17 protein-coding genes are annotated in these 18959 nt (G+C 67.2%); 7 read left to right on the top strand and 10 right to left on the bottom strand.

Annotation, left to right across the window (positions count from 1 at the left end; translation table 11 throughout):
• Nucleotides 1-107: 107 nt before the first annotated feature.
• Nucleotides 108-689: a hypothetical protein gene (locus AB4Y68_RS11610; RefSeq protein ID WP_441455891.1), complete on the top strand. Its 582-nt coding sequence runs from the start codon at nt 108-110 to the stop codon at nt 687-689.
• A gap of 4 nt (nt 690-693) precedes the next feature.
• Here AB4Y68_RS11610 and metH read toward each other — a convergent pair whose 3' ends face one another.
• The 9 genes from metH to AB4Y68_RS11565 form a co-directional block, all read right to left on the bottom strand.
• Nucleotides 694-3360 carry a methionine synthase gene (gene metH / locus AB4Y68_RS11605; RefSeq protein ID WP_441455890.1) on the bottom strand — a complete coding sequence of 889 codons (2667 nt, stop codon included), beginning with the start codon at nt 3358-3360 and terminating at the stop codon, nt 694-696.
• 127 nt (nt 3361-3487) lie between these two features.
• On the bottom strand, nt 3488-4582 hold the full coding sequence (locus AB4Y68_RS11600) for a homocysteine S-methyltransferase family protein (protein ID WP_441455888.1): 1095 nt from the start codon (nt 4580-4582) through the stop codon (nt 3488-3490).
• Complete coding sequence (metF, locus tag AB4Y68_RS11595) at nt 4582-5538, bottom strand: methylenetetrahydrofolate reductase [NAD(P)H] (RefSeq protein WP_441455886.1); 957 nt, start codon at nt 5536-5538, stop codon at nt 4582-4584. The genes AB4Y68_RS11600 and metF overlap by 1 nt, the downstream gene beginning before the upstream one ends.
• Nucleotides 5538-6497, bottom strand: coding sequence for an ArsR/SmtB family transcription factor (locus AB4Y68_RS11590; protein WP_441455885.1), 960 nt, complete (start codon nt 6495-6497; stop codon nt 5538-5540). The genes metF and AB4Y68_RS11590 overlap by 1 nt, the downstream gene beginning before the upstream one ends.
• 255 nt (nt 6498-6752) lie before the next feature.
• Entirely contained in the window at nt 6753-7682 is a 930-nt protein-coding gene (locus tag AB4Y68_RS11585) for a 2-hydroxyacid dehydrogenase (protein WP_441455884.1), read from the bottom strand.
• Nucleotides 7683-7916: 234 nt separating this feature from the next.
• Nucleotides 7917-9584 (bottom strand): energy-dependent translational throttle protein EttA, encoded by a 1668-nt coding sequence (ettA, locus tag AB4Y68_RS11580; RefSeq protein WP_441455882.1) that lies wholly within the window; start codon nt 9582-9584, stop codon nt 7917-7919.
• Nucleotides 9585-9741: 157 nt separating this feature from the next.
• The gene (locus AB4Y68_RS11575) at nt 9742-10647 is read right to left on the bottom strand and encodes an alpha/beta hydrolase (protein WP_441455880.1); all 906 of its coding nucleotides are present in this window, start codon (nt 10645-10647) and stop codon (nt 9742-9744) included.
• 71 nt (nt 10648-10718) lie between these two features.
• The gene (locus tag AB4Y68_RS11570; RefSeq protein WP_441455878.1) at nt 10719-11330 is read right to left on the bottom strand and encodes a TIGR02466 family protein; all 612 of its coding nucleotides are present in this window, start codon (nt 11328-11330) and stop codon (nt 10719-10721) included.
• Between the two features lie 146 nt (nt 11331-11476).
• A complete protein-coding gene (locus tag AB4Y68_RS11565; RefSeq protein WP_441456064.1) occupies nt 11477-12247 on the bottom strand; it encodes a tRNA1(Val) (adenine(37)-N6)-methyltransferase in 771 nt (256 codons plus the stop codon).
• 142 nt (nt 12248-12389) lie between these two features.
• Here AB4Y68_RS11565 and AB4Y68_RS11560 point away from each other — a divergent pair, with 142 nt between their 5' ends.
• Together AB4Y68_RS11560 and AB4Y68_RS11555 are read left to right on the top strand one after the other, a co-directional pair.
• On the top strand, nt 12390-13364 hold the full coding sequence (locus tag AB4Y68_RS11560) for a polyprenyl synthetase family protein (protein ID WP_441456063.1): 975 nt from the start codon (nt 12390-12392) through the stop codon (nt 13362-13364).
• Nucleotides 13364-13771 carry a hypothetical protein gene (locus AB4Y68_RS11555; protein WP_441455877.1) on the top strand — a complete coding sequence of 136 codons (408 nt, stop codon included), beginning with the start codon at nt 13364-13366 and terminating at the stop codon, nt 13769-13771. The genes AB4Y68_RS11560 and AB4Y68_RS11555 overlap by 1 nt, the downstream gene beginning before the upstream one ends.
• 7 nt (nt 13772-13778) lie before the next feature.
• Here the strand turns inward: AB4Y68_RS11555 and AB4Y68_RS11550 are convergent, their stop codons facing one another.
• A complete protein-coding gene (locus AB4Y68_RS11550; RefSeq protein WP_441455875.1) occupies nt 13779-14984 on the bottom strand; it encodes a pyridoxal phosphate-dependent aminotransferase in 1206 nt (401 codons plus the stop codon).
• Between the two features lie 122 nt (nt 14985-15106).
• Between AB4Y68_RS11550 and AB4Y68_RS11545 the strand changes: the two genes are divergently transcribed.
• The 4 genes from AB4Y68_RS11545 to mreC all read left to right on the top strand — a co-directional run.
• Nucleotides 15107-15820, top strand: coding sequence for a TVP38/TMEM64 family protein (locus tag AB4Y68_RS11545; protein ID WP_441455873.1), 714 nt, complete (start codon nt 15107-15109; stop codon nt 15818-15820).
• 22 nt (nt 15821-15842) lie between these two features.
• Nucleotides 15843-16460 carry a glutathione S-transferase family protein gene (locus AB4Y68_RS11540; RefSeq protein WP_441455872.1) on the top strand — a complete coding sequence of 206 codons (618 nt, stop codon included), beginning with the start codon at nt 15843-15845 and terminating at the stop codon, nt 16458-16460.
• Nucleotides 16461-16712: 252 nt separating this feature from the next.
• Entirely contained in the window at nt 16713-17753 is a 1041-nt protein-coding gene (locus tag AB4Y68_RS11535) for a rod shape-determining protein (RefSeq protein WP_441455871.1), read from the top strand.
• A gap of 115 nt (nt 17754-17868) precedes the next feature.
• Nucleotides 17869-18959, top strand: a 1091-nt coding sequence (mreC, locus tag AB4Y68_RS11530) for a rod shape-determining protein MreC (protein WP_441455869.1), incomplete at its 3' end; no start/stop codon positions are given.

Here is an 18959-nt window from a genome sequence, read left to right as displayed (position 1 = left end):
TCCGCCGCCTTTTCTTTTGAAACCGTTGCCGCAGAAAAACCATCTGGGGCGGCAAGCGTGGCGGGTCGCCGCGTGGCTATCGCCCGTCACAGAGAAAGACACCGCCCATGGCCCTTCGTTCCGTTCTGATGCTCGCCGCCGCGACGCTCGTTCTGTCGTCCGGAGCGGCTCTGGCCCAGGATGCGGACAGGCCTGTGGTCACGGCGACCCGCGCGACCGAAACGGCCGAAGCGTTGAAGATTCGCGAAGCGATGGCCTATGCGGCCGAGTTGCCGCGCGGGGCGCCGCAGGCGGACTATCCGCTGGTCGCCTGGTGCGAGGCCCTGATCAAGGGGCACATCGCCCTGGGCGAAAGCCTGAAGACGAGCGACGCCCTGGACCTCGACATCATCCGCTTGGGCAAGCTGGAGGCGGTCGACTTCGGTTCGGCGCTGGCGGTCGCGGGGACGCGCCAGTCCCCGGCGGTCAAGGCCACGGCCCAGCAGGCGGCGGCCGCCGCCGCCCGCCAGTGGGCGCCGCTTCTGGCGCAGCAGGACGTCAAGGCGCGCAGCGAAGCCTTCGGCCTGTTCTTCGGACTGCCGGGCCGGTGCGAACACGCGGCGCGACGCATCCGCGAGAACATCACCGCCGCGCCGGCCACGCTCAAGGACGTGGGGTTGGACAGCGGAGCGGCCGCCCCCGCCGCCTGACGGATCAGGCGGCGCTGTCGCGCGCGATGGCGTCGGGGTCGTAGTTGAGGATCGGGGACAGCCAGCGTTCGGCGGTCTCGACGTCCCAGCCCTTGCGGCGGGCGTAGTCCTCGATCTGATCGCGGTCGATCTTTCCGACGCCGAAATAGTGGCTGCCCGGATGGCCGAAATAGAGGCCCGAGACCGAGGCCGGGGGCGTCATCGCATAGCTTTCGGTCAGGGCCATCCCCGCGTTCTGCTCGGCCTGCAGCAGGCGGAACAGGGTGGCCTTTTCCGTATGATCGGGCTGGGCCGGATAGCCGGGGGCAGGGCGGATGCCCTGATATTTCTCTTCGATCAGGTCCTGCGTGGTCGTGGCTTCGCCCGAGGCATAGCCCCAGAGCTCGGTCCGCACCTTCTTGTGCAGGGCCTCGGCGAAGGCTTCGGCCAGGCGGTCGGCCAGGGCCGTGGCCATGATCGAGGAATAGTCGTCGCCGGCGTCCTTGAACTTCTTGGCGATTTCCAGCTCGCCATGACCCGCCGTGACGGCGAAGGCGCCGACGTAGTCCTCGCCTTCCTCAGCGATGAAGTCCGACAGGGCGAGGTTGGGCTTGCCGTTCGACTTCTTGATCTGCTGACGCAGGGTGTGGAAGCGGGCGATCTCTTCGTTGCGGGTCTCGTCGGCATAGACGGCGATGTCGTCGCCCACGGCCTGAGCGGGCCAGAAGCCGACCACGCCTTTGGCCGTGAACCACTTCTCGTCGATGATCCGCTTCAGCATGGCTTGGGCGTCTTTGAACAGGTCCTGCGCGGCCTCGCCGACGATCTCGTCTTCGAGGATCAGCGGGTAGCGCCCGATCAGCTCCCAGCTGGCGAAGAAGGGCGTCCAGTCGATGTGGTCGGCCAGATCGGCCAGGTCCCAGGCGTCGAACGCCCGCACGCCGAGGAACGACGGCTTGCCCGGCATGGTCGCGGCCGGATCGGCGTTGAAGCGGTTGTCGCGCGCCTGCTGGAGCGTGGCGCGGGCCTTGACCTCCTGGCCGCGCGCGTACTGCTCGCGGATGCGGACGTATTCGTCGCGGGTGGCGGCCTCGTTCTTCGCCTTGTCGATCGGGGACAGCAGGCCCGCGACCACGCCGACGGCGCGGCTGGCGTCGATGACATAGGTGGTCGACCCCTGGCGATAGCCCGGCTCGATCTTGACCGCCGTATGGGTGCGGCTGGTCGTGGCCCCGCCGATCAGCAGGGGGATGTCAAAGCCGCGCCGTTCCATCTCGCGGGCGACATAGACCATCTCGTCCAGCGACGGGGTGATCAGGCCGGACAGGCCGACGATGTCGACCTTGTGCTCGATGGCGGCGTCCAGGATGCGGTCGGCCGGGACCATGACGCCCAGGTCGATGACCTCGTAGTTGTTACATTGCAGCACGACGCCGACGATGTTCTTGCCGATGTCGTGGACGTCGCCCTTGACGGTGGCCATCAGGATGCGGCCCGCCTGTTCGCGCGGTTTGCCGGCCTTTTCGGCCTCCATGAAGGGGTTCAGCCAGGCGACGGCCTGCTTCATCACGCGGGCGGATTTCACCACCTGCGGCAGGAACATCTTGCCCGAACCGAACAGGTCGCCGACCACGTTCATCCCGTCCATCAGCGGACCTTCGATGACGTGCAAGGGACGCTCGGAGGCCAGGCGGGCCTCCTCGGTGTCGGCCTCGATGAACTCGGTGATGCCGTGGACCAGGGCGTGGGCGATGCGGGCCGCGACGGGCTGCTCGCGCCAGCTCAGGTCGACGACGCGCGCCGCCCCCCTCTCGCCCTTGTAGTTGGGCGCCATGTCCACCAGCCGCTCGGTGTTGGACACATTGGTGCGTTGCGGGCGGTTGAGGATCACATCCTCGACGGCCTCGCGCAGCTTGGGCTCGATATCGTCATAGACGGGCAGGTCGCCCGCATTGACGATGCCCATGTCCATGCCCGCCGCGATGGCGTGGTACAGGAAGACCGAGTGAATGGCCCGGCGCACCGGCTCGTTGCCCCGGAACGAGAACGAGACGTTCGACACCCCGCCCGAGATGCGGGCATAGGGCAGGGTGGCCTTGATCACCTTGACCGCCTCGATGAAGTCGACGGCGTAGTTGTCGTGCTCCTCGATCCCCGTCGCCACGGCGAAGATATTGGGGTCGAAGATGATGTCCTCGGCCGGGAAACCGACCTCGTTGACCAGGATGTTATAGGCGCGGGTGCAGATCTCGATCTTGCGCGCGGCGGTGTCGGCCTGGCCCACCTCGTCAAAGGCCATGACCACGACGGCTGCGCCGTAGCGCAGGCATTTGACGGCGTGCTCGCGGAAGGCCTGCTCGCCCTCCTTCATGCTGATCGAGTTGACGATCGGCTTGCCCTGAACGCACTTCAGCCCCGCCTCGATGACCTCCCACTTGGAGCTGTCGATCATCACCGGCACGCGGGCGATGTCGGGCTCGGCGGCGATCAGGTTGAGGAAGGTGCGCATGGCGACGGCGCCGTCCAGCAGGCCCTCGTCCATGTTGATGTCGATGACCTGAGCGCCCGCCTCGACCTGCTGGCGGGCGACGTCGAGCGCGGCGGCGTAGTCGCCGTCCACGACCAGTTTACGGAATTTAGCCGAGCCGGTGACGTTGGTCCGCTCGCCGACGTTGATGAAGATAGGTCTCAACGCAACTCTCCGCTCATCCCCGCGGAGGCGGGGACCCAGGTTTGAGCCGCGCACAGGCGATCAACGATCTGGATGTAGCCAAAGTACTGGGTCCCCGCCTCCGCGGGGATGAGCGGGTGGGGACGCATCACGCCACCAACTCGAACGGCTCGAGCCCCGACAGGCGCATGGCCACCGGGCGTTCGGGGATTTCGCGCGGCTTCAGCGTGGCGACCTCTTCGGCGACGTGTTTGATGTGGTCGGGGGTGGTGCCGCAGCAGCCGCCGACGATGTTGACCAGGCCCGAGGCAGCCCATTCCTCGATGAAGTGGGCGGTTTCGTGCGGCTGTTCGTCGTACTGGCCCATGGCGTTGGGCAGGCCGGCGTTGGGGTAGGCGGCGACCAGGGTGTCGGCGACGCGGCTCAGTTCGGCGATGAAGGGGCGCATCAGATCGGCGCCGAGGGCGCAGTTGAAGCCCACGGCGAAAGGCTTGGCGTGGCGCACGGAGTTCCAGAAGGCCTCGGCGGTCTGGCCCGATAGCGTCCGGCCCGAACGGTCGGTGATAGTGCCGGAAATCCAGATGGGCAGGGCGGGCAGGCCCTCGTCCTCAAGGTCCTTGATGGCCTTGATACAGGCCTTGCAGTTCAACGTGTCGGTGATGGTTTCGATCAGATAGAGGTCGACGTCGCCTTCGTTCAGCGCCTTCACCTGATGGCGATAGGCGTCATAGACCTGGTCGAAGGTCACGCTGCGCGCGCCGGGATCGTTCACGTCTGATGACATGGACAGCATCTTGGTCAGCGGACCGATGGAGCCGGCGGCGAAGCGCGGCTTGTGCGGCTCCTTGGCCGTCCAGCGGTCGGCGGCGGCGCGGGCCAGCTTGGCGCCTTCCAGATTGATGTCCCAGACGGCCTGGGCGTCCAGGTGATAGTCGTCCTGGGCCAGCACCGTGCCGGAGAAGGTGTTGGTCTCGCTGATGTCCGCGCCCGCGCCGTAATACTGGTCGTGCAGGTCGGAAATGATGTCGGGGCGAGTGATGCAGAGGATGTCGTTGTTCCCCTTCATCTGATGCCTCTCGTCATAGCCGTTGGCCGCGACGAAACGGTCGCCGCGGAAGTCGGCTTCCTCCAGCCCGCGTCGCTGGATCATGACGCCCCAGGAGCCGTCGAGGACCAGGATGCGTTCCTTGGCCGCCGCGTGCAGGGCGGCGATCCGTTCAGGACGTGAAAGCGGGGAAGTCATTACGCAACAGCCTTGGTTTCACGCACGCCCAGCACCCGGCAGATGGCATAGACCAGCTCGGCGCGGTTCAGGGTGTAGAAGTGGAAGTCCGAGAAGCCCTCTTCCTGCAGTCGTGCGCAGGTCTCGGCGGCGATGGAGGCGGCCAGCAGCTTGCGGGTCTCGGGGTCGTCGTCCAGCCCGTCGAAGTGGGCCGCCAGCCAGTCGGGGATGGAGGCACCGCAGGCCGCGCTCATCCGGCTCAGGCCCTTGAAGTTGGACACTGGCATGATCCCGGGGATCAGGGGGATGGTCACGCCCGCCGCGCGCACCCGGTCGCGGAAACGCAGGAAAGCCTCGATGTCGAAGAAGAACTGGCTCACCGCGCGGGTGGCGCCCGCGTCGACCTTGGCCTTCAGCACATTGATGTCGTGGTCGATCGACGGGCTTTCCGGGTGCTTCTCGGGATAGGCGCCGACCGTGATGTCGAAACCGCCGACGCGGCTGATGGCCTGGGACAGTTCGGTGGCGTTGGCGTAGCCGTCGGTGCGCGGGACGTAGGCGCCGCCGATTCCGTCTCCGCCCGGCGGGTCGCCGCGCAGGGCGACGATGTGATCGACGCCGATGGCCTTGTAGCCCTCGATGACCTCATCGACCTCGTCGCGGCTGGCCTCGACGCAGGTCAGGTGGGCGGCGGGACGCAGGGTGGTCTCGCTGATGATCCGCTGCACCGTGCGGTGGGTGCGCTCGCGCGTCGAGCCGCCCGCGCCATAGGTGACCGAGACGAAGGCCGGGTTCAGGGGCTCCAGCCGGCGGATGGCGGACCACAGGTTGGCTTCCGCCTCGTCCGACTTGGGCGGAAAGAACTCGAAGGAGACGTTGACGGCGTTGCGGTTCGAGCCGGCGCGCGCGACGGGGCCGAGCGGGGACAGCAGCAGGGCGCGGGCTTCGGCCAGATTGAGAGTGGCGGGGGAGGCCATCAGGCGGTCTTTCGAACAGAGGCGGCGCGTTCGGCGGCCCAGATGTGAACGGTCAGGCCTTCGGTGTCGGGCGGAAGGGCGATCGGGGCGTCGGCGGTCAGGCCCGCCTTTTCCAGCCATTCCTGGATTTCCTCGTCGGCGAAGCCCAAGCGGCGGTGCTGGTGCGCCTCGCGCAGGTGCTCCAACTGATGCGGCGCGAAATCGACGATCAGCAGCTTGCCGCCCGGCATGACCAGACGCGCGGCCTCGGCCACGGCGGCGGCGGGGTCGGCCAGATAGTGCAGGACCTGATGCACGATCACCAGATCGGCGCTGCCGTGCGGCAGGCGGGTCGAGAAGATGTCGCCGTGGCGCAACTCGACCTTGTCCAACCCGGCCTTGGAGACATTGGCGCGAGCGATGTTCAGCATGTTCTGCGACAGGTCGAGCCCGACCGACATCTTCGCCTTCTTGCCGAACAGGGTCAGCATCCGGCCCGAGCCGGTGCCCAGGTCGACGACCCGTTCGAACGGTCCAGGACCGGCCGCCTGTTCGACGGCGGTTTCGACGGCGCTCTCGCAGACATAGAGGCTGCGCATCTGGTCCCACTGGGGCGCGACCTGTTCGAAATAGCGGGCAGCGTCGACGGCGCGCTCCTTGCGCACCTCGTCCAGACGGCGATGGTCGGCCTCGCCTTCGGCGTCGTCCAGCAGGTCCAGCACCGTGTCGATCAGGCGACGCAACAGGGCGTCATGCGACAGACGGTAGAAGACGCGCGCGCCGTCGGGGAATCGTTCGATCAGGCCCGCATCGGCCATCAGCTTGAGGTGGCGCGACACACGGGGCTGGCTCTGGTCCAGAACCCGCGACAACTCCATCACCGACAGCTCCTCGGCGGCGAGCAACGACAGCACCCGCAAACGGGTGGGTTCGCCAGCAGCGCGCAGAGCCTCGACAGTCTGGTCAGCAGTCAGCGTCATGGGTGCATATAAAGATATCCTTATATGATTATGCAAGCGAAATCTGATCGTAAGCGGAGACTATTGCCCGTCACGCGGCATGGATCGTTCTCGATGGGAGGCGAGCGGCGCTCTGCTTTCCTCCCCATTCCATGGGGAGGTGGATCGGCGGCGAAGCCGACGAGACGGAGGGGGCGACTCCACGGCCGATGTTTGCGCCGCCCCCTCCACCACTGCGTGGTCCCCCTCCCATGGAATGGGGAGGAAAGGGGGGCTTTAGCCCCCGACCGGCGTCTTCAGCGGCTCGCCCGCGAAATGGGCCGACAGATTCTGCATCAGCAGCATCAGCATCCCCTGAACCGCCTCGGTCGTGGCGCCGGCGGTGTGGGGCGTCAGCACGGTGTTGGGCACGGTCGCCCAGCGCGCCGGGTCGGTCGGCTCGGTCTCGAACACGTCCAGGGCGGCGGCGCCCAACCGCCCGTCGCGCAGGGCGGCGATGACGGCGTCCTCGTCCACCAGCTGGCCGCGCGCGACATTGACCAGCAGGCCGGACGCGCCCAGCGCCTCGATCACCTTGGCCGAGATCAGGCCGCGATTGGTCTCGTCCGCGCGGCAGGCGACGACCAGAACGTCCGAGGCGCGGGCCAGGTCGATCAGGCTGTCGGCGCGGGGCCAGGCCGCCGCCTTGGCGCGCGGCGCCCACCACTGGACGGTCATTCGCATGATCTCGGTGCGGCGGGCCACGGCCTCGCCGATGGCGCCCAGGCCTACGATGCCCAGGGTCTGGCCGCCCATCGACGGGGTGATGGTCTTGGACGCCGGGGTCCAGCCGCCGGCGCGGACTTGCCGGTCGCCCGCGGCGATCTGACGGCGGGCGGCGAGGATCAGGCCGACGGCATGGTCGGCCACGTCTTCGTGGTTGATGGCGGGGGCGTGGGTGACGGGCAGGCCGCGCGCGCGGCACCATTCCAGGTCGATGCCGTCATAGCCCGAGGTGAAGCAGGCGATCAGCGACAGGTTGGGCAGACGCTCGATCAGCGCCTTGTCCAGTTCGAACTCGCCCGCCACGACCAGAACGCGGACGTCGGCGGCGGCCTCGACCGGCGGCCCTTCCCAGAAGCGATAGACGTCGTAAGCGCCTTCGAGAAAGACGCTGAGCGGCGCGAGGTGCCGCTGCATGATCAGGATGGCGGGGCGCTGGGTCATGGCCGCCAGACTAACCCGGTCTCACGACGGCACCACCCTTCTCATTCACCCCGTACCGCTCATCCCGGCGGACGCCGGGATCCAGTAAGAGCCCTAGCCACTACAGGTTGACTGTCGAGCTTGTCGCCAAAGCACTGGATCCCGGCGTCCGCCGGGATGAGCGGGAGAGGGGAGGGTGCAAGAAAAACGGCCCCCCGATTGCCCGGAGGGCCGCTCGTCATTCTGGCAGTTCGATCAGCGACCGAACTTCTGGTGCTGGATCCGCTTGGGAATGATGCTGTCCGCACCCAGGCGGCGCATCTTGTCCTGTTCGTAGGCTTCGAAGTTGCCCTCGAACCATTCCACGTGGCCGTCGCCTTCGAAGGCGAGGATGTGAGTGGCCAGACGGTCCAGGAACCAGCGGTCGTGGGAGATGACCACGGCGCAGCCGGCGAACTCCTCCAGAGCCTCTTCGAGGTTCTGCAAGGTTTCGATGTCCAGGTCGTTGGTCGGTTCATCGAGCAGGATCAGGTTGCCGCCCGAGGCCAGGGTCTTGGCCAGGTGCACGCGATTTCGTTCACCCCCAGAGAGCTGCCCCACCTTCTTCTGCTGGTCGCCGCCCTTGAAGTTGAAGCTGCCGACATAGGCGCGGGTGTTGATCTCGCGCTTGCCGACCATCATCACGTCGGTGCCGCCCGAGATGGCCTGCCAGATGGTTTCGTCCGGCTTCAGGTCGTCGCGCGACTGGTCGACATAGGCCAGCTTGACCGTCTCGCCGACTTTGATGGAGCCGCCGTCGGGCGTTTCCTGGCCGGTGATCAGCTTGAACATGGTCGACTTGCCGGCGCCGTTGGGGCCGATGACGCCGACGATGCCGTTGGGCGGCAGCTTGAAGGTCAGGTTGTCGAACAGGGTCTTGTCGCCATAGGACTTCTTCAGGCCCTCGACTTCCAGAACCACGTTGCCCAGACGCGGGCCAGGCGGGATCTGGATGTGGGCGTGCGTCTGCGCGCCGCGCATCGATTCCTGCTCGTCGACCATCCGCTCATAGGCGGCCAGACGGGCCTTGGACTTGGCCTGACGGGCCTTGGCGCCCGAACGGACCCATTCCAGTTCGCGGGTGAGGGCGCGCTGGCGGGCTTCGGATTCCGAGTTCTCCTGAACGACGCGCTTCTGCTTGGCTTCCAGCCACGAGGAGTAGTTGCCCTCGTGCGGGTGGCCCTTGCCGCGGTCCAGTTCCAGCGTCCACTTGGTGACGAGGTCCAGGAAGTAGCGGTCGTGGGTCACCAGGATGACGCAGCCCGGGAAGTTCTCCAGGTGATGCTGCAGCCAGGCGACGGATTCGGCGTCCAGGTGGTTGGTCGGTTCGTCGAGCAGCAGCATGTCGGGCTTGGACAGCAGCAGGCGAGCCAGGGCCACGCGGCGCTTTTCACCCCCCGACAGGTTGGTGACTTCCCAGTCGTCGTCGGGGCAGCGCAGGGCGCCCATGGCCATCTCGATGCGGCTGTCGATATCCCAGACGTCGCCGGCGTCGATCTTCTCCTGAAGGGCGGTCATCTCCTCCATCAGTTCGTCGGAGTAGTTCTCCGCCATCTCCATGGCGATGGCGTTGAAGCGGTTGACCCACTGCTTCTCTTCGCACCATGACTCGACGTTCTGACGAACGTTCAGGCTGTCGTCGAGCTTGGGCTCCTGCTCTAGATAGCCGCGCTTGATGCCGTCGGCGGCGCGCGCCTCGCCGGTGAACTCGGTGTCCAGGCCGGCCATGATCTTCAGCAGGGTGGATTTACCCGAGCCGTTGACCCCGACAACGCCGATCTTGGCGTCGTTGTAGAAGCTCAGCCAGATGTTCTCGAAGATCTTTTTGCCGCCGGGGAAGGTCTTGGTCAGACCCTGCATCTGGAAAATATATTGCTGCGCCATGAGGTGCGGTTACGCCCTTCGGGTTCGGATAGATTGGGAGATTGAAGCGGGATGTAGCGACCGCAACTCGTTTCGGCAAATCATGGCGTATGGCGACGGCGGATTGATGACCGCCGTTTGAGGGGCAGATGCACCCTTCCGAGGCGAGGCGCTGCCTCTAGCCGACGGGCGCCGGCAGGACCGCCATCAGCGCCCGGGTGAAGCCGACGGGGGCGACCGTCAGGTGGTCCTCGTCCGCCAGCACCGTCGATTGCACGCTCAGCCCCGGATAGCGGCGCGACTTCAGCACCCGTTCCATGGTGCGCATGTCGCCGACCATGTCCGCCTCGCTATTGTGCCGGGCGGTGGGACCCGGCCCTTCGAAGCCGCCGACGTACATGAAGACCTCGGCGGGCAGGTCGCGGTGGCGGCGTGCGTAATCCGCCTCCATCGTCATGATGTGGCGCGTGTCGTACCAGAAGGACGGGCTGCCCAGGACGTAGCTTTGGAACAGCGTCGGATCGGTGAATAGGATCTGCGCGCCCAGCAGGCCGCCGTAGGAATGGCCGAGCAGAGTCCGGCGCGTCGGATCCGTGCGGAAACGGGCGTCGATGAAGGGCAGGGCCTGGGTCTTCAGGTAGGTCTGATAGGCTGGGCCGCCGCCGTGTATGGCCGGGGCCGAGTGGCGCGGCCCGTTGGGCGTGGGCGTGTAGTCGCGGCGGCGGCTGTCGGCGCCGCTGTCGCCCTTGGCGTAGGACAGGCCGACCAGGATGAATTCCTCGATCACCGGCTCTTCCAGATTCACCCGTCGCGCGATCTGGCGGATGATGGGGAAGGCGTAGTCGGCATCGGTGACATAGAGGGCCGGATAGCGGCGGTTCGGCTGGGTCTCATAGCTGGCGGGCAGGCTGACGAAGACCTCATAGTCGCGGCCAGAAACCGGATCGGGCACGCTCCAGACCTGGGTGCCCGTCAGCACATAGGGCGCGCCCTCGGCGGCGGTGGTTTGAGCGTCCGCCCGCTCGCCGCAGCCCGCGGCGAGGCTCGCCGCCACTAGAATCGTCGCCAGTCCCAGTGCCCGCATGGACGCCCCCTCAAGCTTCACCTTGAAGGCAGGTTTCAGGGCAAATGCGGCGCTCGGAAGGCGCAGCCGCCTCAGGCGTAGTTGAAGCTGATCGAGATGCGCTGTTCCTCGGCGCGGCTGGCGGGGACTTCATGGCGCAGCCAGCTTTCCCACATCAGGATCGTGCCCGACGCCGGCTTCAGATAGACGAAGGGTCGTTCAGCCTCGGTCGCTTCGGCGGTCAGGCCGGGGCGGGCCATCATCATGACCAGGCGCGGATCCTCGATCTTCAGCGACGAGGCGCTGTCCGGGATGTGGATGTAGATGGTGCCGGAAATGATGGCGTGCGGGTGGATATGGCCCGTGTGGCCGCCGCCGGGCATCAGGACGTTGACCCACAGATTGTCCAGCCGGGGCTTTTTGGCCAGATCGAAGTGCAGCGCCTTGGCGTAGGCGGCGGCGTGCTTGTCCAGCAGCTTCTTCAGTTCGGCGAACTCGGGGAAACGGTGCGGCAGGTCGTTGATCGAGCCGTACGACGTGTAGCCGGGATAGTGGTTGGTCTTGCACCAGTCGATCCCGGCCTCGTCCTCCTCGGCCATGACCAGGCAGAGGTCGAGAATCTCCTCGTGCAGTTCGGGCCAGCCGGGGGCGGCGGCCAGCGAGGCTTCGTAAACCTGGGTCGGGAAGAGGGGGCGCAGGGACATGGCGTTGCCATAGCCCTTCTCCCCTTGCGGGAGAAGGTGGGCGAGCGCAGCGAGGTCGGATGAGGGGTCTCTCGACCGACAGCAAAACCCCTCATCCGTCAGCCTCCAACTGCTACCTTCTCCCGCAAGGGAGAGGAAGGGAAGGGTCAAAAGGGCAGCCCCTCCTCGCCGCGCAGGATCGCCTCGGCCTCGGGGCTATGCTTGGCGTCGGAGCGGTCGTGAAGGATCAGGGGCGGGAGCAGGCGCAGCGGCGCCTTGCCGGTCTTGATGGCCTGCACCAGCACCCGTTTGGCGGGCTGGTCGGCGTAGGGATGGATGGGGCGGATGGCGAAGGAGCCGGCCTTTTCGCCCAGCAGGGCCAGCAGGTCGGCCAGACGGTCGGCGCGGTGGATGACGACGATGCGCCCGGCCTCGCGCACGGATTTCAGCAGAAAGCCGGTCCAGGCCTTTAAGCCGTCGTCGGCCATCCAGGCCCCCATCTTGCCGGGGCCGGGCGCGCGCAGCGCGCCGGGGTCGTCGAAGAAGGGCGGATTGCTGACGGCCCAGTCGAAGGGCGCAAGGTCCAGCGCCCGAAACCGCTGCGCCACATCGCCGCTGAGGATGGTGGTGCGATCATCGACGCCGTTCAGGGCGGCGTTCTCGCGCGCCAGCCCGGCGGCGGTCGGGTCGCGCTCCAACCCGGTCAGCGACACGCCCGGGCGTCGCGCGGCCACCTGCATCAGCACCGCCCCTGCGCCGCAGCCCGCCTCGATCAGCCGTTCGCCCGGCTTGGCCTCGACGGCGGCGGCCAGCAGGGCGGCGTCCATGCCGGCGCGATAGCCCTTGATCGGTTGGCGCAGCCGGACGCGGCCGCCCAGCAGGGCGGATTCCGCAACATCGGCTGCGACAGTAAGGGTTGACCCGGCTTGACCCATCATGACGCCGCCACCATTGTGCGCCGCATCGCGTTCGGGCAAGCGGACGCGTGTGATTTTCGGGCGAATCTCTTCCTTCGCCCCTGTGCTGAAAGAGAATTTCGTGGACGTAGCTCTCGTCGCCGCTCCCCGCCCCAAGGGCGATGTGGACGCCCTTGTTCGTCTGGCGAAGGACGACATGGCGGCGGTCGACGCCATGATCATCGCCCGAATGCAGTCCGACGTGCCGGTGATTCCGCTTCTGGCCGAACATCTGGTGTCGGCGGGCGGCAAGCGTCTGCGTCCGCTGCTGACCGTCGCGGCCGCGCGCGCCGTCGGCGCCTTGGGCGATATCGAAGGGCCCAAGAAGCTGGCCGCCTCGGTCGAGTTTATCCACACCGCGACCCTGCTGCACGACGACATCGTCGACGGCTCGGAAATGCGGCGCGGCAAGGTGGCGGCACATCTGATCTGGGGCGCGGCCTCGTCGGTGCTGGTCGGCGACTTCCTGTTCGCGCGTGCCTTTGAACTGATGGTCGAGACGGATTCCCTGCGCGCCCTGGGCATTCTGGCCACCGCGTCCAGCGTCATCGCCGAGGGCGAGGTGCTGCAACTGACGCGCGCCCATGACCTGAACCTGGATCAGGACACCTATCTGCAGATCATCCGCGCCAAGACCGCAGAACTGTTCGCCGCCGCCGCCGAGTCGGGCGCGGTGGGCGCGGGCGCTTCGGAAGAACAGGTCACGGCCTTGCGCGACTACGGCATGGCCCTGGGGATCGCCTTCCAGTTGGCGGACGACGCCCTGGATTACGGCAGCGACACGGCGACCCTGGGCAAGAACGCGGGCGACGACTTCAACGAGGGCAAGGCGACCCTGCCGCTGCTGCTGGCCGTCCAGCGCACCAAGGGCAAGGAAGACATGTTCTGGGATCGCGTCATCACCAAGGGCGACCGCACGCCCGAGGACTTCAACCGGGCGCGCGAATTGATCCTGGGCGTCGGCGCGGTCGAAGCGACGCTGGATGCTGCGGGGGACTATGCCGACCGGGCCAAGGCGGCGCTGTCGGTCCTGCCGGCCAGCGACTGGCGTTCGGCGCTGGAAGACCTGGCTGACTTCGCGGTCAGCCGCGCGGCCTGATGCTGCTGGCGGTCGTCATCGCGGGGCTGCTGGCGACGGCCCCCCAGGACGCGCCGCGCTTCACCATGACGCCCCAGCCCAGCGACGCGCTCAAGGCCGAGCTGTTCCGGTTGGCGCCGGGCGATCCCGACGCGCAGGCGCGCGCCCTTCTGGGCGAAGGCGAGGCGGAAGCGGTCAGCCTCAACGTCTCTGGCCCCTTGATGTTGGCTTATCGCCGGGAAAGCGGACCGGCCGCCGGCGTGGTGCTCTACGCCGGTCCCGACGGCGGCCACAGGCCTGACGCCGCCTGCGTGCTGACGCGCAATCCGGAGGGCGACCACGACAACTCGCGCCGCGCCACGGAATGGTGCCTGTCCTTCATCCTGAAGACGGCGCCGACGTTGAACATTCCGCCGGCGCCGCTCTAGGCGGGTATTACTTCAGGCTGGCGCAGAACTTCTGGATGCGCGCACAGGCGGCTTCCAGCACGTCTTCCGACGTGGCGTAGCTGACGCGGAAATAGGGGCTCAGGCCGAAGGCGGTGCCCTGGACCACGGCCACGCCTTCCTGGTTCAGCAGTTCGGTGGTGAAAATCTCGTCGTCAGCGATGACCACGCCCGATTCCGTCGTCTTGCCGATCAGGCCCTCGATCGACGGATAGACGTAGAAGGCGCCTTCCGGCGTGGGGCAGCGAACGCCCGTGGCCTGGTTCAGCATGGACACGACCAGATCGCGACGGCGCTCGAAGGCCCCCGCGCGTTCGGCCAGGAAGTCCTGCGGGCCGTTCAGGGCCTCGACGGCGGCCCACTGGCTAATCGACGAGGGGTTCGACGTCGTCTGGCTGGCAACCTTGCGCATTAGGTCGATCAGCGGCTTGGGGCCGCCTGCATAGCCGATGCGCCAGCCGGTCATGGCATAGGCCTTGGACACGCCGTTGACCGTCAGGGTGCGGCCGTAGAGGTCGGGCGCGACCTGGGCGATGGTCAGGTATTCGAACCCGCCATAGACGAGGTGCTCGTACATGTCGTCGGTCAGGATCCAGACCTGCGGATGCTTGCGCAGCACCACGGCCAGGGCTTCCAACTCGGCGCGGGTATAGGCGGCGCCGGTCGGGTTCGACGGCGAGTTCAGGATGATCCACTTGGTCTTGGGCGTAATGGCCGCGTCCAGAACCTCGGGGCGCAGTTTGAAGCCGTCGGCTTCCTGACCGATCACGGTGACGGGCTCGCCGCCGGCCAGCAGCACCATGTCGGGATACGAAACCCAGTAGGGCGCGGGCACGATGACTTCGTCGCCGGGATTCAGCGTGGCCAGGAAGGCGTTGTAGATCACCGGCTTGCCGCCCGAGGCCACGTGGATCTGGTTGGCGGCATAGGTCAGGCCGTTCTCGCGCGCGAACTTGGCGACGATGGCGGCCTTCAGCTCGGGCATGCCGTCGGCGTCGGTGTACTTGGTCTCGCCGCGATTGATGGCGTCGATGGCGGCGGCCTTAATATTGTCCGGGGTGTCGAAGTCCGGCTCGCCGGCGCCCAGGCCGATGACGTCGCGGCCCTCTCGTTTCAGTTCGCGCGCCCGGGCGGTCACCGCCAGGGTGGCCGAAGGCTTGACGCGAGAGAGGGCGGTGGACTGAAGGCTGGACATGTCTATCCCGTCTGGACGATGTGGAGGGAACCGGGGGAGGCGAAGCTTGATACGCAACCCCGCGAGGACGCACAACGTTTGTGCGTCCTGCGGACGATCAAAAGGCGATTTGGACGAAATTTATGCGGCGGGTCGTCGATTTTCTGCTGAACATGGAGGCCCAGCGTTGGCGGACGTTGGCGGTCAGCCTGCTGCTGCTCGCGGGAATCATCGCCATGTTCGCCTTCGGCAAAGCCCATTTCACCCTGGGCGCCGAGGAAAAGCTCGAGGCCTGGCTGGCCGGCTATCGCGTTGGGCCGTGGGGGCTGGTGGCCGCCATCGTGGTCTTCACCCTGTCAGCCTTCGTCGGCGTGCCTCAGTTCATCCTGATCGCCGCCTGCGTGGTGGCGTTCGGGCCGTGGTTCGGCTTCCTCTACAGCTGGATCGCGACGGTGGTGTCGGCGGCCGTCACCTATTGGCTGGGACGCGGCCCCACGGCGCGAGCGCTGGAACGGTTCGGGGGCGGGGCGGCGGAACGCCTGCAGCGGTTCGTGGGCCGCAACGCCTTTTCCGCCAGCTTCATCATCCGCAACGTGCCCTCGGCGCCCTTCATCGTCGTCAACATGGCGTTCGGCGCGGTGCGGGCGTCCTTTCCCGGCTATCTGGCGGGCTGCGCCCTGGGCGTCCTGCCCAAGACCGCGCTGGTCGCCTTCTTTGGCGGGTCCTTCATGGCGGCGGTTTCAGGCGACGGCGTATGGACCTCTTTGATCCTCGCCGGCGTTGCAGTCGTCTGGCTGGCGTTGATGCTGGCCGTGCGCGAGATCGTGAAGCGGCGCGAGGCTGCGCGCACGGACTGATCCGATCCAGAGGAGAAGACCGATGCTCAAGCTCTACTATTCGCCCGGCGCCTGCGGGATGGGCTCGCATATCGCGCTGGAGGAGGCCGGGGCCGACTATGTCCTGGAAAAGATCGACCTGGCGAAGCGCGAGCAGAAGACGCCCGCCTATCTGGCTATCAATCCGGCCGGTGTGACGCCCGCACTGGCGACGCCGCAGGGCGTGATCACCCAGAACGTCGCCATCATGGCCTATGTCGCCCAGACCCATCCCCAAGCCGGGTTGGCCGATGTGGACGATCCGTTCGCATTCGCGCAGGTTCAGGCCTTCAACGCCTGGCTGACCTCGGCCCTGCATCCCGCCATCGGCAAGGTGGTGTTCGCGCATCCGCGGCTGGAAGGCGAGGCGAGGGACATGGCGGTCGAGGCCGCTCTGGCGAAATATGATCTAGCCGAACATCATCTGCTGGTCGGGCCTTGGGCCCTGGGCGACGATCGCACGCTCACGGACGGTTATCTGATGGTCTTCACGCGCTGGGCGCGTCAGGCGGATTTGCTGGACAAGGCGCGCTTTCCCCGTCTGAACGCCCATCTGGAGCGGGTGCAATCGCGTCCCGCCGTTCAGCGAGTGCTCGCCGCCGAGGGTCTGACCGCAATCTGACGCTGCAAAGCGCCGAGCGGGGCCGGAAAGCTTGAGCGGACGGGCGTCCAAGCCTTGCCGTGACAAGGCTGTGATCGACGTGTCATCGGCGCTTGCAATCGACGCGGCATGCGGGCAAACGGGCCTATAGTCGGCCAGGCGAGGACGATCAGGATGGTTCTGCGCACCTCGACGCGCGGGGCGGGGGCGTCGCCACAGCGGACTAGCACGAATCACGCCCTTGCAGGCTCGAACAAGCGGTACCCGACGCCCATGCTTTCACCCCTTTTCGGCATGATCTCCAACGACATCGCGATGGACCTGGGGACCGCCAACACCCTGATCTACATGCGCGGCAAGGGCATCGTCCTGAACGAGCCTTCGGTCGTCGCCCTGCGTAACGTCGGCGGTCGCAAAATCGTCCACGCCGTCGGCCTGGAAGCCAAGCAGATGCTGGGCCGTACGCCCGGCCACATGGAAGCCATCCGTCCGATGCGCGACGGGGTCATCGCCGACTTCGAAGTCGCCGAAGAGATGATCAAGCACTTCATCCGCAAGGTTCATAACCGCAAGGGCTTCGTGAATCCCAAGATGATCGTCTGCGTGCCGTCGGGTGCCACGGCCGTCGAGCGCCGCGCCATCAACGACAGCTGCCTGAACGCCTCGGCCCGTCGCGTCGGCCTGATCGACGAGCCGATGGCCGCTGCGATCGGCGCCGGCCTGCCGATCCACGAGCCGACCGGCTCGATGGTCGTCGACATCGGCGGCGGCACGACCGAGGTCGCCGTCCTGTCGCTGTCGGGCATCGTCTATTCGCGTTCGGTCCGCGTCGGCGGCGACATGATGGACGACGCCATCATCAGCTACATGCGCCGCAACCATAATCTGCTGATCGGCGAAACAACCGCCGAGCGCATCAAGAAGGACATCGGCACCGCCCGGACCCCGGCCGACGGCGAAGGCCTGTCGATCGAGGTCAAGGGCCGCGACCTGATGCAGGGCGTGCCGCGCGAAGTGAAGATGAGCGAGCGCCAGGCTGCTGAAGCCTTGGCTGAGCCCGTCAGCCAGATCGTCGAGGCCGTGAAGGTCGCGCTGGAAGCCACGCCGCCGGAACTGGCCGCCGACATCGCCGACAAGGGCATCATGCTGACGGGCGGCGGCGCCCTGTTGCGCGGTCTGGATGTCGAGATCCGCGACCACACGGGCCTACCGGTTCAGGTCGCCGACGATCCGCTGTCCTGCGTCGCCATCGGCTGCGGCAAGGTGCTGGAGCACCCGTCGTGGATGAAGGGCGTCCTCGAGTCCTCGCTCTGAGGCTGATCAGCTTGTCGTGACGGCCGCCTTCTTCGGGAATCGGTTTTTGCGATAGGCTCTCACCGCCGGCGGGGAAGACCTCGCCGGTCCCGAACCTCTAGCAGGAAGGCTGGCCGTGGCGTTTCGCGACGGACCGTTCGAGAATCTGAAGGTGCCGCTGGCCTGGACGGCCGCGGTGATGGTCGTCGTGGGCATCGTCGGCGCCGTCATGCTGCTGCTTGGCGATCGCCGCGAGACCCAGAACGCCGACGGCTATGCGCCCGTGCGCGCCGGTTTTGAAGCCGGCGCCGCGCCGGTGGGCGGAGCCTTGTCCGCGCCCGTGCGCTGGACCGGCAACGCCGTCGATTACGTCAAAGGCTATTTCTTCGCCGTGTCGGAGAACCGGCGGCTGCGTCAGCAGGTCGTCGAATTGAACGCCTGGCGCGACGACGCCCTGGCGCTGAAGAACGTCAATTCCCGCTTCGAACAGATGCTGGGGGTCAAGACCGAGCCGCCGGTGCCCATGGTCACGGGCCTGGCCATCACCGATTCGCGCGGCCCGTTCGCCCGGGCGCGGCTGCTGAACGTCGGCGCCGCCAAGGGCGTGCGCACCGGCAACCCTGTGTTGAGCGAGCATGGACTGGTCGGCCGCATCATGGGCGTGTCGTCAGGCTATAGCCGGATGCTGCTGCTGACCGACGTGGCGTCGCGCACGCCGGTGTTGGTCGAGCGCACCGACGCGCGCGCCATGCTGACGGGCGACGGCAGCGGCAGCCCGCGTCTGGACTATGTACGTGGGGCCGGATCGGTGCAGGAAGGCGACCGCGTCCTGACGTCAGGCGACGGCGGCGGCTTCCCGCGCGGCCTGCCCATCGGCGTCGCCGCCAAGGGCGTTGACGGGACCTGGCGGGTCAAGCTGTTCAGCGACCGGACGGCGATCGACTATGTCCGCATCCTGCTGTTCCAGGACTTCAGCCAGTTGGCCGACCAGAACGCGCTGAACGCGCCGCCGCTGGCCAGTCTGAACACGGCCCCGCCGCCGACCCCGGCCCAGGCCGCCGCCATTCAGGACGTGGCCACGCGCCGCGCCGCAGCCGCCGCCGCGACCGCCGAGCGCGTGCGCGCCGCCAACGTCGCCCCGCCGCCGCTTCCCGCGTCTGGCCCCGTTCCCGCCGCGACGGCGGCGGCCGCCCCCGCCACGTCGCGCCCCGCCGCGCAGCGTCCGGC

The sequence above is a fragment of the Brevundimonas sp. 2YAF1 genome, assembly GCF_052114745.1.
Taxonomy (GTDB): domain Bacteria; phylum Pseudomonadota; class Alphaproteobacteria; order Caulobacterales; family Caulobacteraceae; genus Brevundimonas.
Note: the sequence above shows the minus strand (reverse complement) of the source record. Positions and strands in the feature narration are given on the sequence as shown.

What these genes read in the sequence shown, in the direction of transcription:
- AB4Y68_RS11535 (WP_441455871.1), top strand. Translation starts at nt 16,713, where the DNA reads ATGCTTTCACCCCTTTTCGGCATGATCTCCAACGACATCGCGATGGAC.
- AB4Y68_RS11565 (WP_441456064.1), bottom strand. Translation starts at nt 12,247, where the DNA reads ATGATGGGTCAAGCCGGGTCAACCCTTACTGTCGCAGCCGATGTTGCG.
- metF (WP_441455886.1), bottom strand. Translation starts at nt 5,538, where the DNA reads ATGGCCTCCCCCGCCACTCTCAATCTGGCCGAAGCCCGCGCCCTGCTG.
- AB4Y68_RS11590 (WP_441455885.1), bottom strand. Translation starts at nt 6,497, where the DNA reads ATGACGCTGACTGCTGACCAGACTGTCGAGGCTCTGCGCGCTGCTGGC.
- AB4Y68_RS11570 (WP_441455878.1), bottom strand. Translation starts at nt 11,330, where the DNA reads ATGTCCCTGCGCCCCCTCTTCCCGACCCAGGTTTACGAAGCCTCGCTG.
- AB4Y68_RS11585 (WP_441455884.1), bottom strand. Translation starts at nt 7,682, where the DNA reads ATGACCCAGCGCCCCGCCATCCTGATCATGCAGCGGCACCTCGCGCCG.
- AB4Y68_RS11540 (WP_441455872.1), top strand. Translation starts at nt 15,843, where the DNA reads ATGCTCAAGCTCTACTATTCGCCCGGCGCCTGCGGGATGGGCTCGCAT.
- AB4Y68_RS11555 (WP_441455877.1), top strand. Translation starts at nt 13,364, where the DNA reads ATGCTGCTGGCGGTCGTCATCGCGGGGCTGCTGGCGACGGCCCCCCAG.
- AB4Y68_RS11600 (WP_441455888.1), bottom strand. Translation starts at nt 4,582, where the DNA reads ATGACTTCCCCGCTTTCACGTCCTGAACGGATCGCCGCCCTGCACGCG.
- AB4Y68_RS11575 (WP_441455880.1), bottom strand. Translation starts at nt 10,647, where the DNA reads ATGCGGGCACTGGGACTGGCGACGATTCTAGTGGCGGCGAGCCTCGCC.
- AB4Y68_RS11545 (WP_441455873.1), top strand. Translation starts at nt 15,107, where the DNA reads ATGCGGCGGGTCGTCGATTTTCTGCTGAACATGGAGGCCCAGCGTTGG.
- AB4Y68_RS11610 (WP_441455891.1), top strand. Translation starts at nt 108, where the DNA reads ATGGCCCTTCGTTCCGTTCTGATGCTCGCCGCCGCGACGCTCGTTCTG.
- AB4Y68_RS11550 (WP_441455875.1), bottom strand. Translation starts at nt 14,984, where the DNA reads ATGTCCAGCCTTCAGTCCACCGCCCTCTCTCGCGTCAAGCCTTCGGCC.
- ettA (WP_441455882.1), bottom strand. Translation starts at nt 9,584, where the DNA reads ATGGCGCAGCAATATATTTTCCAGATGCAGGGTCTGACCAAGACCTTC.